16 protein-coding genes and 4 pseudogenes are annotated in these 14446 nt (G+C 64.1%); 13 read left to right on the forward strand and 7 right to left on the reverse strand.

Going from position 1 to position 14446, the window contains the following annotated elements:
* Positions 1–34: 34 nt before the first annotated feature.
* From KPF47_RS34390 to istB, 5 genes and pseudogenes are all read left to right on the forward strand, one after another.
* Positions 35–472, forward strand: a pseudogene (locus KPF47_RS34390) (helix-turn-helix domain-containing protein); the annotation flags it as partial.
* A 70-nt stretch (positions 473–542) separates the two neighbouring features.
* Entirely contained in the window at positions 543–854 is a 312-nt protein-coding gene (locus tag KPF47_RS34395; protein WP_224388530.1) for a transposase, read from the forward strand.
* Positions 851–1747, forward strand: coding sequence for an IS3 family transposase (locus tag KPF47_RS34400; RefSeq protein ID WP_224388541.1), 897 nt, complete (start codon positions 851–853; stop codon positions 1745–1747). The genes KPF47_RS34395 and KPF47_RS34400 overlap by 4 nt, the downstream gene beginning before the upstream one ends.
* Before the next feature lie 30 nt (positions 1748–1777).
* Positions 1778–2644, forward strand: a pseudogene (locus KPF47_RS34405) (IS21 family transposase); the annotation flags it as partial.
* Positions 2641–3444, forward strand: a complete 804-nt coding sequence (istB, locus tag KPF47_RS34410) for an IS21-like element helper ATPase IstB (protein WP_224388405.1) — start codon at positions 2641–2643, stop codon at positions 3442–3444. The pseudogene KPF47_RS34405 and the gene istB, both read left to right, overlap by 4 nt.
* Positions 3445–3591: 147 nt before the next feature.
* On the opposite strand, the gene KPF47_RS34415 is transcribed toward istB, so the two are convergent.
* From KPF47_RS34415 to KPF47_RS34430, 4 genes are all read right to left on the reverse strand, one after another.
* Positions 3592–3948, reverse strand: a complete 357-nt coding sequence (locus tag KPF47_RS34415) for a hypothetical protein (RefSeq protein WP_224392803.1) — start codon at positions 3946–3948, stop codon at positions 3592–3594.
* An 855-nt stretch (positions 3949–4803) separates the two neighbouring features.
* Positions 4804–5706, reverse strand: coding sequence for an IS5 family transposase (locus KPF47_RS34420; protein WP_308015566.1), 903 nt, complete (start codon positions 5704–5706; stop codon positions 4804–4806).
* An 84-nt stretch (positions 5707–5790) separates the two neighbouring features.
* Positions 5791–6432 (reverse strand): transposase family protein, encoded by a 642-nt coding sequence (locus tag KPF47_RS34425; RefSeq protein WP_224392805.1) that lies wholly within the window; start codon positions 6430–6432, stop codon positions 5791–5793.
* Positions 6433–6972: 540 nt separating this feature from the next.
* Positions 6973–8496, reverse strand: a complete 1524-nt coding sequence (locus KPF47_RS34430) for a methyltransferase domain-containing protein (RefSeq protein ID WP_224392806.1) — start codon at positions 8494–8496, stop codon at positions 6973–6975.
* Positions 8497–8871: 375 nt separating this feature from the next.
* Between KPF47_RS34430 and KPF47_RS34435 the strand changes: the two genes are divergently transcribed.
* From KPF47_RS34435 to KPF47_RS34465, 6 genes are all read left to right on the forward strand, one after another.
* Complete coding sequence (locus KPF47_RS34435; RefSeq protein ID WP_224392807.1) at positions 8872–9486, forward strand: class I SAM-dependent methyltransferase; 615 nt, start codon at positions 8872–8874, stop codon at positions 9484–9486.
* Positions 9487–9522: 36 nt separating this feature from the next.
* Positions 9523–9879 (forward strand): SMR family transporter, encoded by a 357-nt coding sequence (locus KPF47_RS34440; protein WP_218621970.1) that lies wholly within the window; start codon positions 9523–9525, stop codon positions 9877–9879.
* On the forward strand, positions 9876–10190 hold the full coding sequence (locus tag KPF47_RS34445; RefSeq protein ID WP_178373334.1) for a multidrug efflux SMR transporter: 315 nt from the start codon (positions 9876–9878) through the stop codon (positions 10188–10190). Before KPF47_RS34440 ends, KPF47_RS34445 begins: the two co-directional genes overlap by 4 nt.
* Before the next feature lie 296 nt (positions 10191–10486).
* Complete coding sequence (locus KPF47_RS34455; RefSeq protein ID WP_178373333.1) at positions 10487–10780, forward strand: transposase; 294 nt, start codon at positions 10487–10489, stop codon at positions 10778–10780.
* A gap of 47 nt (positions 10781–10827) precedes the next feature.
* Positions 10828–11661 (forward strand): IS3 family transposase, encoded by an 834-nt coding sequence (locus KPF47_RS34460; protein ID WP_308015375.1) that lies wholly within the window; start codon positions 10828–10830, stop codon positions 11659–11661.
* Between the two features lie 128 nt (positions 11662–11789).
* Positions 11790–12122 carry a hypothetical protein gene (locus KPF47_RS34465; RefSeq protein ID WP_224392808.1) on the forward strand — a complete coding sequence of 111 codons (333 nt, stop codon included), beginning with the start codon at positions 11790–11792 and terminating at the stop codon, positions 12120–12122.
* Positions 12123–12286: 164 nt separating this feature from the next.
* Here KPF47_RS34465 and KPF47_RS41205 read toward each other — a convergent pair whose 3' ends face one another.
* From KPF47_RS41205 to KPF47_RS34480, 3 genes and pseudogenes are all read right to left on the reverse strand, one after another.
* Complete coding sequence (locus tag KPF47_RS41205) at positions 12287–12445, reverse strand: IS3 family transposase (protein WP_224392823.1); 159 nt, start codon at positions 12443–12445, stop codon at positions 12287–12289.
* 64 nt (positions 12446–12509) lie between these two features.
* Positions 12510–13211, reverse strand: a pseudogene (locus KPF47_RS34475) (IS3 family transposase); the annotation flags it as partial.
* Positions 13187–13399 carry a transposase gene (locus KPF47_RS34480; RefSeq protein WP_224392824.1) on the reverse strand — a complete coding sequence of 71 codons (213 nt, stop codon included), beginning with the start codon at positions 13397–13399 and terminating at the stop codon, positions 13187–13189. The pseudogene KPF47_RS34475 and the gene KPF47_RS34480, both read right to left, overlap by 25 nt.
* A gap of 52 nt (positions 13400–13451) precedes the next feature.
* Between KPF47_RS34480 and KPF47_RS34485 the strand changes: the two genes are divergently transcribed.
* Positions 13452–13742 carry a transposase gene (locus KPF47_RS34485; protein ID WP_178374588.1) on the forward strand — a complete coding sequence of 97 codons (291 nt, stop codon included), beginning with the start codon at positions 13452–13454 and terminating at the stop codon, positions 13740–13742.
* A gap of 2 nt (positions 13743–13744) precedes the next feature.
* A pseudogene (locus KPF47_RS34490) lies at positions 13745–14419 on the forward strand (IS3 family transposase); the annotation flags it as partial.
* Positions 14420–14446 lie beyond the last annotated feature (27 nt).

Below are 14446 nucleotides of genomic sequence, written 5' to 3' on the forward strand. Positions count from 1 at the left end.
TCCGGGAATCGTGACCCCTCCCAACGCTGGGGAGGTGCTGCACGTGGAGGACTGGGCGGAGATCCGTCGTCTGCATCGGGCCGAGGGTGTCCCGATCAAGGAAATCGCCCGCCGGCTCGGGGTAGCCCGGAACACGGTGCGGGCGGCGCTGCGCTCGGAGGGGCCACCGAAGTACGAGCGCGTGTCGCGGGGCTCGGTCGCTGATGCCTACGAGCCGCAGGTACGGGCGCTGCTGGTGCAGTGGCCGAGGATGCCGGGGCCGGTGATCGCGCAGAAGATCGGCTGGCCTTACTCCGAGGGGCCGCTGAAGAAGCTGTTGGCCCGGATCCGGCCCGAGTACGTCGGGATCGATCCGTCGGACCGGACCGTCTACGAGCCGGGCGAGATCGCCCAGTGCGACCTGTGGTTCCCCGAGACCCTGATCCCGGTCGCGGCAAGGCAGGCGCGGATCCTGCCGGTGCTGGTGCTGACCTGAGGTTCCCCCGCTTTGCCGGAGTGTCTGAACACTGGTTCGATCTTGAGGGCCAGGAAGGAAGGCACTGGTGCCCGCACCGAAAAAGTACCCCGATGAGCTGCGCGAACGAGCGGTTCGGCTGTATCGGGAGTCCGACCCTCGCCCGACGTTCCGGGGGCTCGCCGAGCAGCTCGGGGTGCATCACGAGGCCCTGCGCAACTGGGTCCGTCAGGCCGAGGCAGACACCGGCGAGCGCCATGATCGGCCGTCGACCGACATGCTCGCCGAGAACCGCCGGCTCGCGCGGGAGAACGCTGAGCTGCGGCGGGTCAACGAGGTCCTGCGCGCGGCGAGCGCCTATTTCGCCAGCGAGATCGGCCCGACCCGGAGGAAATCATGAGCTTCGTCGATGCCCATGATTTCCCCGCCGGTCTCGTACTACGGGTCCTGAACATCGCGGCCTCGACCTACTACGACTGGCGCGCCCGCCGCGCGAACCCCTCTCAGCGGCAGCTCGACGACGCCGTCCTGCTTGAGCAGATCGTGAAGATCCGCTCGGTGAGCGAGTTCGCCACCACCTACGGATCCCCGCGGGTGTGGCTGGAGCTGCGCCGCCAGGGCGTGCACGTCGGGCGCAAGCGCGTCGCTCGGATCATGCGCGAGCACGGCCTTCAGGGCGCGCACCTGCGTCGCGGCTGGAAGGGCGGCTCGACCCGGCAGAATCCGGCCCACCGCCCGGCGCCGGACCTGCTCGAACGCGACTTCACCGCGACCGCGCCCAACCGGGTGTGGGTGGCGGACCTGACTCGCATCGTCACCGGTGAGGGCGTGTTGTGGCTGGCCTCGGTGCGGGACGCGTTCTCCAACCGGGTCGTCGGCTGGGCCACCGACCCGCGAGCCACGACGGTGCTGGTGCTGACCGCGCTCAACCACGCGCTGCGCTCCCGGAGCCTGCGTCCCGGTCAGTTGATCTTTCACAGCGACAAGGGGGCCCAATACACGGCACTGCGATTCACTCAGCGCCTGGTCGACGCGGGTGTCGCCCCGTCGACAGGGTCCACAGGGGACAGCTATGACAACGCCCTCGCCGAGAACCTGTGGTCCACGCTCAAGATCGAGCTGCTCTACTGGCCCGGGACGGGCTTCGCGACCCGCTGCGAGGCCGAGCATGCGCTGATCCGCTACCTCGACGGCTGGTACAACCCGCGCCGGATCCAGGCCCGCCTCGGAGGGCTCTCACCCGACGAGTACGAAGACGACTATCGTCGCGCCCAGCGCGACGCCGACAGGTAACCCGCACTCCGGCAAACCGGGGGAAGCTCAACCTTGGCGTTCTCCCGGTTTCTGTCGGCGACGATGATCCCGTCGCGCCAGGGCGGTGACATCCTGTCCGGGATGTGGCAGCTGATCGCTGCCCTGGGCCGTGTCCCGAAGACGCTGGTCTGGGACCGGGAATCGGCGATCGGCGGCACCGGGAAGGTCTCGGCCCCGGCCGCCGGGTTCGCCGGAACTCTGGCCACGAGGATCCGGTTGGCTCCGCCGAAGGACCCCGAGTTCAAGGGCATGGTGGAGCGCAACAACGGGTTCTTCGAGACCTCGTTCCTGCCCGGACGCGAGTTCGCCTCCCCAGCCGACTTCAACGACCAGCTCGCCGAGTGGCTGGTGACCAGGGCGAACACGCGCACCGTCCGCGCCATCCATGGCCGGCCGGTGGACCTGCTCGAGGTCGACCGCCAGGCGATGATCGTCCTGCCGCCGGTGGCTCCACAGGTCGGTCTGACCCACCGGATCCGGCTGGCCCGTGACTACTACGTGCGCGTCGACGCCAACGACTACTCCGTCGATCCGCGGATGATCGGCCGCTTCGTCGAGGTCGCCGCATCACCCACTGCGGTCGAGGTGTTCTGCGGCAACGAGCGAGTCGCCAGCCACGACCGCAGCTGGGGCCGCCACCTGGTGATCACCGACCCGGCCCACGTCGCCACCGCCGCCGACATGCGCCACGCACTGGCTGAACAACGCCGCGCCCAGCAGCGGTCCCAGCAGTCCGGGACGCGCCGCCACAACGATGGCCACGCCGTCGCGATCCGGGCCCTGCCCGACTACGACGCCCTGTTCGGCGTCGACTTCACCCCCACCAGCCCGGCCGACCCCACGGCCGCGCCCGCAGCGGAAGCGAGCAACCCATGACCGCCACCACGACCGGGACTGCGCCGAGCGAGGGGTTGCCCTCGATGCTGGCCTACCTGACCCGGGTGCTGAAGACCCCGACGATCGGGCGCTGCTGGGCTGAGCTCGCTGAGCAGGCCCGCGACGAGACCTGGTCGCACGAGGAGTATCTGGCTGCGGTCCTGCAACGCCAGGTCGCCGAACGCGAGTCCGCCGGCACCACGATGCGGATCCGGACCGCGCATTTCCCAGCCGTGAAGACTCTCGAGGATTTCAACCTCGACCACCTGCCCTCGCTGCGTCGAGATGTGCTGGCGCACTTGGCGACCGGGACGTTCGTGGCCAAGGCTGAGAACGTGATCCTGCTCGGCCCACCCGGGCTCGGGAAGACCCATCTCGCGATCGGGCTCGGGGTCAAAGCCGCCCACGCCGGCTACTCGGTGCTCTTCGACACCGCGAACAACTGGATCACCCGCCTCACCGACGCCCACCAGGCCGGACGGCTGGAGGCCGAGCTGAAGAAGATCCGCCGCTACAAGCTGATCATCATCGACGAGGTCGGCTACATCCCCTTCGACCAGGACGCGGCGAACCTGTTCTTCCAGCTCATTGCCTCCCGCTACGAGCAGGGCTCTGTGATGGTCACCTCGAACCTGCCCTTCGGACGCTGGGGCGAGACCTTCTCCGACGATGTCGTCGCCGCAGCCATGATCGACCGTCTGGTTCACCACGCCGAGGTTCTGACCTTGACCGGAGACTCCTACCGGACCCGCCAGCGCCGCGAGCTGCTGGCCAAACAGAACCGCGCCGACCGGGACTGACAGACCAACCGAGGGGTCAAACTTGCCGATCCCCAGGGGGGTCAATCTTCAGGATCCGTTGACAGCTGGGCCCGCCGGACACCTCAACCAGCCGACTGCGAAGCAGGCGGTTGAGGTGATCCAGCGCAGGTGAACCGGGCCAACTGCCTACAACAGCCGCGACTCCAACCGCCTGACGTTCCGCAACATGATGAGGAGATGAGCAAACAGCAGCACAGCTATGAACGGCGTGACACCGTCCTCAGAGAGACCAGTCAGCAAGATTCCGACACCGCCCGCCGTGCACATGCCACCCGACACTAGAATCCACCACGCAATCAACTTCTTCTTCTCAGACGCTAGAAGAAAGCAGATCGCCAACCACACCAGCAGGCCAAGCGGAAGCGCACTGAAGACCGGAATCGGGCGATTCTGCGCCACATGCTCCGCGCCAGCACACCACGTGTAACTCAGCCCGCCGAGCGCTGCAGCAGCTAACCCACCGATCTTCCGAAACTGATTCATTTACACTTCTCGGGCGGTGCGGGGCGCCATCCGATGTTGAGCGTCTGACTCAGATCCCAACACCGACCATCATTAAGAGGTCGTTTCAGAACGACTTGTCGAGTTTCCATTGACCCCTCGACGACAGATCAAACGGCAGGTCAGATAGCCGCTTGTCGTCTACAACAGACACGTCGACCTCGTTCTGAAATGACCTCTAAGAATGCGGCCCGGCCCAGTGAGATTGTCATTCAAGATACGCTCTACCGCATTCCCACACGTCCTCGATCCCCACGGAAGTTTCCCACACAGTTCCTGAAGGCCAGCCTTGCCGAGGTTCCAGAAATCAGTTCCTGTCATGTACAAGCGCGGGCCATTATCCCATCCGACGTTCACCTTCCGGTCTCCCACGCTCTCTTCCGGATCCAGGACGATCTTTCCTAGATCCGCTGGGACGAGATACAAAATCGTGTACGAAGAACTCTTAAGCGTGTACTCGTGCGCCGTTCCCTGGGTCGTCCGAACTTCAGCACCCTTGACATATCCTGCCTGCTCCAAGCGGCGCGCTAACTCGCCTCCGATAATACTATCACGTCCCGCACGAGAAATCGCCGCCGGCGAACCTTTAGACGTGTCAACTGACTGTTCTGCAAAAGCGAGTCCACCAATCGAACCCATCGAAACAACCACGACCAACACAGTTCCGATAACACGCCACCCGAACTCTTTCGTTCTCACGGTCGCATACAAACACCCCCCCAATCAGTCAAGACCAACTACGAAAAACGGCCGCCGAGATAATCCCGACACACCCAGAAAAACACCACAAAAGAACCGAACTGCGGGCCGAACCTCCTCAGAGCGTGTTTGGAAATTCTAGTGGGTTGAGGGTGGCGTGTACTTCTGTTGGCGGGTGGCGGGGTGTCCGCGGGCGATGCGGCGGGTGATCGTGGTGATCGCTGCCCAGCGGATCATCGCTTCGGAGGTGGTGCGGTGGCGTTCGTAGTCGCGGGCGAGGCGGCGGTGGGCGGTGAGCCAGGCGAAGGTGCGTTCGACCGCCCAGCGTCGGGGGATGACGACGAAGCCGCGTTGGCCTGCCGTTTTGCGGACGATCTCGAGACGGGTACGCAGCAGGGTGTGCGCCCAGCTGATCAGGCGGCCGGTGAACCCGGCGTCGGCGAAGACGTGCCGGACCCGGGTTTGTAGGTAGAGAGCGAGCAGGACCGAGGTGGCGCCGTCGCGGTCCTGCGTGCTGGCAGGGAACACCATGGTGACCAGCAGTAGCCCGAGGGTGTCGGTGATGATGAACCGTTTCCGGCCGTTGATTTTCTTCCCGGCGTCATAGCCGCGGGAATCGTCGCCGACGGTGTCGGCGGTGTCGGCGCCACGCACGGACTGGGAGTCGATGATCCCGGCGCTCGGCTCCGGATCCCGACCCTCGGCGATGCGTAGCTGACTGCGCACGATCGGGAGGATCTTCTCGGTGACCTTCTGCTGTTCCCACTGGTTGAAGTACCAGTAGACGGTCTGCCAGGGCGGGAAGTCCACCGGTAACGCCCGCCAGGCACACCCGGTACGCACCACATACAAGATCGCGTCCAGCACGTCCCGACGCGCATGAGCGATCCGACGACCCCGACGGGCGATCGGCGGCAACAACGGCTCGATCACCACCCACTGGGCATCACTGGTGTCCGAGGGGTACCGACGCGGTCGTTCCTGCACGACAGACACGATGGACCACCCCCGCAGGGCCAGGCATCCCGACATGCCCACCATTTCCAAACACGCTCTCAGCGATAGCGTCCGTGTCCCGCCGACCAGCCGCGGTGGGTGTGAGCCAGTGAGCCTTTGCCAACCTGGTCAGGTGTTGGCGATCATGAGGGTCTGAACTGCGGCGATGAGCTGTCCGGCCCGGTTCGGGCTGGAGCGGATCTTGCGGAGGGTCTTCCAGTTCTTCAGCTCGGCGTTGACCCGCTCGCCCGGTCCGCGGCGACGGGCATGGGCGGCGTTGACGTCCTTCTGCGCTTGCGATAGCGGGCGCATCCGCCCGCTATCAGGATCGAGGCGCCGACGCCGTTGTGGGACCGCCACCGTGGGCCCGGATCCCTGGTAGGCGGTGTCTGCCGCTGCCGGGATCCGGTGCTCGGTCAGGGCGTCGATGATGCCGTGCTCACGGGACGCGCCCATGTCGTGGCGGGCTCCGGGAAGCGGCGGGGAGATCCACACCAGCCGGCCGGCGGGGTCGGCGATGACCGGGACGTTCAGCCCGTGGCACTTGTGCTTGCCGGAGTAGAACCCGCGGTCATAGCCCGAGGCCATCCATTGAAGAGTGTCCCGCCCCGCATACCTACACAACTCGGCCGCCGACTCAGTCTCCTTATGCGACCAATCCGAATAACACAACTCGCGTGATGCAGATTGCACTTCCGAGAGAATGCCCTCAACGAGGCCCCACAAGTTCTTCTGATGATCCTGTGAAATACCCCCGACGGTAGCCACCACCTCCCAGCAGCCCGAACAATTCAGAGGTACGACGAGTATAGCTACAAGTCGCTGAACCACGACCTACAGGAGCTGGAGACACTCGAGAGTAGTGCACGAATCTGCACTCGAATCCCCTGCCGCAGCCCGACCCGCACCACGAATCATGCGCCGCCACCAATAGCTCTACATTCGTTCCAGCCCCACTCAGCTCTTGCCACACGTACGCTGCCGAGTCGATATCGGTACGCACTAATCGCATACATCCATGACACCAGGCGCTCTTTGGACGGACCGATCTTCCCTACCTACCGAGGTCCTGCACCCACCCGTGGGCCTGCCACTACGTCACGTCTCTGATCAGCACCGACACCACTACTGAGAACACCTCATTCCGCCACCCCAAAGACAAATGCGGAGCCGGCACCTATCGTGCACAGGGCGGAAGAAAAAGCGCCCACGCCCTGTCGAGGCAGGATTAGACAAGGTGGCACGATCGAAGATCGTCAGCGGCGGGCGGCGTGCCGCCCGCCGCTGACACCGCTACTGCGCATCAGATCGTTATAAGAATACCTCGTTGCGGGCGGGTCGTGCTATTAGCATGACGCCGGTGTCGTTGATATGAGTGGTTTCTGCGCTGAGATGCTGTTGCAATACAGGTTGTAGGGTTTCGCGTAGTTCGCCTTGCTGAGGATGATCGGTGTGCCAGAAGGCTGCCAGTGTTTCGGCAGCGGCCTTGGCTCGCGTCGTTGGATCGGTTTCGGGGAATGTCACCTTGACTGTTACTTGATGCCAGGACAGTTCCTCGAACCCGTTGGCAGCGAGAATTTCTGCGGCTAGTGCGAGTAGGTAACCCTGGTGGTCTGGTGCTTCGTTAAGCAGGGGCGCGCACACCTGGTTCCACAGGCTGGTGAGTTCGTTGGTCGGTGCGCCCTGTACGAGGACAATCTTTGCCTCCGGGTGGGTCAGGTCGACGACGCGTACCATTTCACGTACAGCAGCGGAGGGATCGTCAATGTAGTGCAAGATCCAGGTTGCTACGGCAGCATCCACACTGGCGGTGGGAAGAGGGATACGTTCAGCTTTCCCGGGCAGCACTGTGACTCCCTGGCCGCGCAGTGCGCGCATACTCTCTTCACGTAGCGGGTGAGGTTCCACGGTTGTGCAGCTACCAAGCTTGTCGGCGATGGCCGCAACCACAGCACCACTACCGCCGCCGATGTCGAGTACCCGACTGTTCCTAGCCACTGCCTTTACTACAGGACTGATGTCCGCCCGATCGAATCGGGATTCCATCGCCTGCCAACCGTCCTGAGTGAGTTGATGAGGTCCGCGATAGCTCACCGGATGAGGATACGGTCCGGATAAGGCGTGGCAGGTGACAGCCCGACCACCGGGTTTACGGGCATAAATAAACAGATGCTTCTCAGGTTCAGCATCGGAATGTTGCGGCTGGAAAGTGCTCACCTGTACATGCTGGATATCCAGTCCGGCGGCTTCCAGCCGCTGGCGGAATACCAATACTGGGTAACTGCTGGCTTCGACAGTTCGTCCCATCCAAATGATGGGAGCGTTGCTGCTGTCAAATGGAACGGTGGCGAAGATGAAATATCCGCCCGGGACTAACCAGTCAGCGACTCGGAGTAGAGTGGCGTCCAGATCGGGTCGGGACATCTGAAACAAAGAGAAGAAGGAGCAGATCGCCTCCCATGATTCTGGTGAGCAATGAACCGTCCGGACGTCCTCGCGTAGGAAGGTAGCAGGCGGCACTTGGCGTGCCGACAGCTCGATCATCGTGGCTGAGGTGTCGATACCGGTTACGGTGCAGCCAGCTTTCACCAGGTGGGCAGCCGCGGGTTTTCCGGTGCCACTACCGATGTCAAGAACCCGTGCCCCCTCTGGCAGTCGAGCTGTCAACCATTCCAATGCGGCCAACTGCTCTGGCAAGTGACCATAGGCATGCTCATAGCTGATCCCCAGCGAGTCGAATATGTTGGATTCAAGTTTCGCCGAGTCTTCTTCTGTGGTGTTCTGTTGCTTTTGAGTTCGAGTGGAAGATTCTCGGATTCGGGGGCGATTCTCCATGTCCGGAGCGTAGGTGCGGCGGCGAGATCAAGATTGAACGCCGAGGATCCAGCGGGGCAAGAATTCGATAATTCTGCGGGTTGCACCCTTGACTGAATCTTCACAGATCGTACAGGCTTCCGAGCTGGAGTAAGTTACCGATGGAGCTCACTGGTCTCCCTGTCTGGGCGACGATGCGAGCCTGGCTGGAGGATTCGTTCATTCATGGCCGTAGACGCGTCAGCAGATGGTCGAGATGAGTACTTTCGTTGCCGGGCTGACTTACTCGGCCCCTCACGTATGCGTCTGCTCACTGGGTCAGAGTTAGTCACTGTCGCCACCACGATATACGGCTCCCCTGATTTCTTTTCGTTGTATGGGATCCCCGCTAGCCAGATGACTGAACGCGGCCTGCGGATCTTTGGCCGTACCGCTATCGAGTGTTCCGTAGACAGTTACGCAGTTTCTTTGGCTGACGAATTAGCGGCGAGATACTCCAAGAGGTTCGGCGCGGCGGCTACACCTGGATTTGTTGCAGATCTGTTCTGCGGATCGGGGAATATCGCCTACCATATCGGGCGACACCTGGCGGTACCCACGCATGCGGTGGAACTGGATCCATTGATTCATCGGGCCACGCAGCACAATTTTTCGCTCGTGGAGGTCGATATCGATCTCGTACACGGTGACTATCAGGAGCTCTTACGTACACTCGCGCCACGTAGCCCGCACGATATCTACATCATCGAACCCCCCTGGGGACCGGCATATACCGAACAGGGCCTCGATCTGACCGCTACCTCGCCGCCGGTTCCGGATATACTCGCCAACATTCGCCGCTCCCGCATGGGAGAGCCGTTTCTGGCCGTTATCAAAACAAACGATCAAATCGCAAATAACTCTCTTCGGACATGCTTCTACGACGCTCAGCATCTGGCCTCAATTATCCCCGCGCCAGTAGGACCCATCGGGGTCAACATGAACTTCTACCTGTACCGTGTGCTCACGTGACAGCATGCAGCACACGACGGAGAGGGTGGAAGTAGCATGGTGAAAAAGTGGGCATTACTGGGCGGGGCGATCGGCGCAGAAGTCGCAGCAACGATCGCTTTGCGGGCCACGATCGATCACACAGGCTGGATACTCGTCGTAGCCGTCGGCTACGTGACCGCGTTCGTCTTATTAGGGCTAACGCTACGCACAGGTATGCCGATCGGTATCGCCTACGGCATCTGGGGAGCCTGTGGCGTCGCGCTGACCGCATTGTTCGGCGTGTTGGTCTTCGGCGAGATGCTCGGCCTGCCCGCGATCATCGGAATAGCACTCATCATCGGCGGAGTGGTGCTGGTCGAGACCGGCTCCCACCACCCCGAGAGCCTCACCACCGAAAAAGCCGCGGCATGAGCTGGATCTGGTTGGCCGCCGCGGTCGCCGCAGAGATCGGCGCCACCTTGAGTCTGCGCGCCTCAGAGGGATTCCGCAAACACATCTGGCTCATCCCAGTCGCCATCGGCTACGTCCTGGCATTCGCCTGCCTCGCTATGGCACTCCAAGGCGGATTACCGATCGGTGTCGCTTACGGGATCTGGGTCGCGGTCGGTATCGCCCTCGTTGCGCTCTTGGCACGATTCATCTGGAAAGACCCTCTCACTCCACGGATGCTCATCGGCATCGGCACAATCATAATCGGCGTTATTCTTGTCAAAATAGGATGACGAATAGATTTTCGCCCTGAGAGCGTGTTTGGAAATGGTGGGCATGTCGGGATGCCTGGCCCTGCGGGGGTGGTCCATCGTGTCTGTCGTGCAGGAACGACCGCGTCGGTACCCCTCGGACACCAGTGATGCCCAGTGGGTGGTGATCGAGCCGTTGTTGCCGCCGATCGCCCGTCGGGGTCGTCGGATCGCTCATGCGCGTCGGGACGTGCTGGACGCGATCTTGTATGAGCTTGGCCCCTGGTACCGGACACCTGTCCTGAGGCGGACGCCGTCCGCCGGGAAGGATGTCGTTCGTGCCCGCTCCTCACCCGCCGGAGTTCCGGCAACGCGCTATCGACCTGGCCCGTTCGAAGGTCAAGCCGATCTCGGAAATCGCCAAGGACCTGTCGTTGTCGGAGTCGTGTCTGCGGAACTGGGTCTCCCAGGCCGACGCAGACGACGGTGACCCGCGCTCCACACGTCTGTCGAGCGCGGAGAAAAGTGAGATCGTCGAACTCCGAAAGAAGGCCCGCCGGATCGAGATCGAGAACGAGATCCTCAAGCGTGCTGCCGCGTACTTCGCCCGGGAGAGCATCCTCCCAAAGTAGTTTTCCCGCTGGTCCGTGAACTCGCCGACGATGGATTCGACGTCGCGGTGACCTGCCGGGTCCTTGGCGTCCGCCGCCAGGGCTACTACGAATGGCACTCCGGGGCGACATCGCTACGGACGCAGGAGAACGAACTGCTCCTCAAACACATCGAGAAAATCCACGCAGAGTCCCGGGGCACCTACGGATGGCCACGTGTGCACGCCGAGCTCACCCTCGGACTCGGTATCACGGTGAACCACAAACGCGTCGCTCGGCTGATGCGCCAGGCCGGGATCCAGGGCCTCTACCGGCGACGCAACCACGGCTGCACCGTCCGGGACCAGCACGCCGACCCCTACACCGACCTGGTCGACCGCGACTTCACCGTCGACGGACCGGATGAGATCTGGTGCACCGACATCACCGAACACCCCACCCGAGAAGGGAAAGTCTACTGCGCGGCAGTCATCGATGTATTCTCCCGGAAAGCAGTCGGATGGTCCATCGCCGACAACATGCGCACCGAACTCGTCATCGACGCCCTCGGCATGGCCATACTCCGCCGACGCCCGCAATACCACGCCACGATCCTACATTCCGACCACGGCACCCAATTCACATCATGGGCATTCGGTCGACGTCTGGTCGCCGCTGGAATCGTCCCATCGATGGGCTCGATCGGAGATTGCTACGATAACTCTCTGGTCGAATCATTCTGGGGTACCATGCAACTCGAACTGCTCGATTCCAGAACCTGGAAAACCCGCGCAGAGCTTGCCACCGCCATCTTCGAATGGATAGAATGCTGGTACAATCCGTTACGGCGCCATTCCAGTATTGGGATGCTCTCCCCGAACGACTTCGAAGCAGCCCACACCCCGCCCGACCACACCCACTGACCCCACACCGTCGGTGTCCGGACTACGGGGCCAAGCTCAGAGTCGCAGCGTCTGTTAGCGCGTCAGGCGGCTCAGGAAGAGGCGTTGCGGGGGGCCGGGCGGCGCAGCCGGTGGATGTTCCGGATGGCGTGCAGGTGTTGCGGGACGGGCGCCGGTTGTTGGTGCAGGTGGAGGAGACGCTGAGGCCGCGTGAGTACTTCGTGAAGGCCGCCGATCCGGGGAGTTTGCTCGGGCCGTCGGGGCTGTTGGTGGACGCTGCGCGGCGGGCGCGGGTGTTGCGCTGCTCGGTGGTGGTGGTGCGGTGCCATCCGCAGTCGCTCGGAGTGTTGGCGAGCGCGATGGAGGAGATGGTGACGCGGGCGAAGTGGTCCCGGGCGGAGTCGGCGACCCCGGAGCGGTTGCCTGGGGGGCTGTCGTGGGCGCCGAAGAGCCTGGAGGAGATCCCGCGCTGGCGGCCGTGACCGCCCCCGTCGACTGCACAGGCGACCCGTCGGATCCGGTGTTTGGCGCGGTTGGCACACCGCGGCGTGTCGCCCCCAGAGACTCTATGACTAGGAAGTAATCTCCCGAGACGGCAATTACCCAAGTCAGATGTTGTGGTTCCCCCGAGATCGTGGAGGGTTCCCTATGCCGCGTCTCGAGTGAGGGCGGCGTTCTCGTAGACGATCGGTGCGAGCCCGGCGGCGGCGCTGTGTCGTCGCCGGTGGTTGTAGAAGCCGTAGCACCAGTCGATAACCACCGCCCGAGCCTTCGCAGTGGTGTCGAAGTCGTTGCGGGACAGCACTTCCCACTCCAGGCTGGAGAAGAACGCCTCCGCCGCGGCGTTGTCGAAACACGACCCGACCCATGGACTGGCGGATGTCCAGGCGGCGACACAACGTGGCGAACGCGCCGGCGGTGTAGGTCGAGCCGCGGTCGGTGTGAAAGATCACCCCTGCGATCCCGTCCGCGCCGCCGCGGGCCGCGACGGCCATCCGGATGGCCTCACACGCCAGCTCGGCGTTGGGGTGCAGCCCGGTGGCCGCGCCGAGCAACCTGCGCGAGTACAGGTCGATCACCGTGGCCAGATACAGCTTCCCGGCCGCGGTGGGGATCTCGGTCATGTCCCCGACCCAGCGGCGGTTCGGCTCGGCGGCGGTGAAGTCGCGGTTCAGCAGGTCCGGGAACTTCGGCGCCGCCTTGTCCTGGCGGGTCAGCCCGTTGCGCCTCCGGATGCGGCGGGCGACCAGGCTCTGTCGGCGCATCGAGTCCGCCACGGTCTTCTCCGACACCTTCCACCCCGCCTCACGTAGGTCCGCGTGCAACCGCGGCGAGCCGTGCAGACGCTCGGCGGCGTCGAACCCGGCCCTCACGGCGGCGTCGAGCGCGCGTCGGCGCTCCTCAGTCGCAGTCAGGCCGCCACCGGGACTGGTGGCGCGACTCAGCCACTTGTACAGCCAGGAGATCGACACGCCGAGCAGCGCGCAGGCCAGCGTGTGCGGCACCCGGTGGAAGGTCCTCTGGTCGGCGATGAAACGTGCCACGCTCACTTCGTCGCCTCCTTGACCCACAGGACCACGGATCGTTTGAGGACATCACGCTCCATCCGCAGCTCGGCGTTCTCCGCCCGCAGCCGCTTGAGCTCGGCGATGTCACCCCGGGAGAGGCCTTCGGTGTCCTCGCGGGCCTCCCGCGCTCGGGCCACCCAGTTGCCCAGTGTGCCCTCGTTGACCCCCAGGTCGCGGGCGATCTGGGCGATCGGCTTTGCGGTTCCCCCATGATCGGGGAGGCATCAGCTATAAGGGGTGGCGATGCCAGAGGTACGGAAGCGATACGACCGGGAGTTCCGTGACGGTGCGGTCCGGATCGTCGAGGAGACCGGCAAGCCGATCGCCCAGATCGCCCGCGACCTGGGGGTCAACGAGGGCACACTGGGCAACTGGGTGGCCCGAGCGCGGGAGGCCCGCGAGGACACCGAAGGCCTCTCCCGGGGTGACATCGCCGAGCTCAAGCGGCTGCGGGCGGAGAACGCCGAGCTGCGGATGGAGCGTGATGTCCTCAAACGATCCGTGGTCCTGTGGGTCAAGGAGGCGACGAAGTGAGCGTGGCACGTTTCATCGCCGACCAGAGGACCTTCCACCGGGTGCCGCACACGCTGGCCTGCGCGCTGCTCGGCGTGTCGATCTCCTGGCTGTACAAGTGGCTGAGTCGCGCCACCAGTCCCGGTGGCGGCCTGACTGCGACTGAGGAGCGCCGACGCGCGCTCGACGCCGCCGTGAGGGCCGGGTTCGACGCCGCCGAGCGTCTGCACGGCTCGCCGCGGTTGCACGCGGACCTACGTGAGGCGGGGTGGAAGGTGTCGGAGAAGACCGTGGCGGACTCGATGCGCCGACAGAGCCTGGTCGCCCGCCGCATCCGGAGGCGCAACGGGCTGACCCGCCAGGACAAGGCGGCGCCGAAGTTCCCGGACCTGCTGAACCGCGACTTCACCGCCGCCGAGCCGAACCGCCGCTGGGTCGGGGACATGACCGAGATCCCCACCGCGGCCGGGAAGCTGTATCTGGCCACGGTGATCGACCTGTACTCGCGCAGGTTGCTCGGCGCGGCCACCGGGCTGCACCCCAACGCCGAGCTGGCGTGTGAGGCCATCCGGATGGCCGTCGCGGCCCGCGGCGGCGCGGACGGGATCGCAGGGGTGATCTTTCACACCGACCGCGGCTCGACCTACACCGCCGGCGCGTTCGCCACGTTGTGTCGCCGCCTGGACATCCGCCAGTCCATGGGTCGGGTCGTGTTTCGACAACGC

This window comes from Pseudonocardia sp. ICBG1293 (assembly GCF_020131355.1).
Classification (GTDB): Bacteria; Actinomycetota; Actinomycetes; order Mycobacteriales; family Pseudonocardiaceae; genus Pseudonocardia.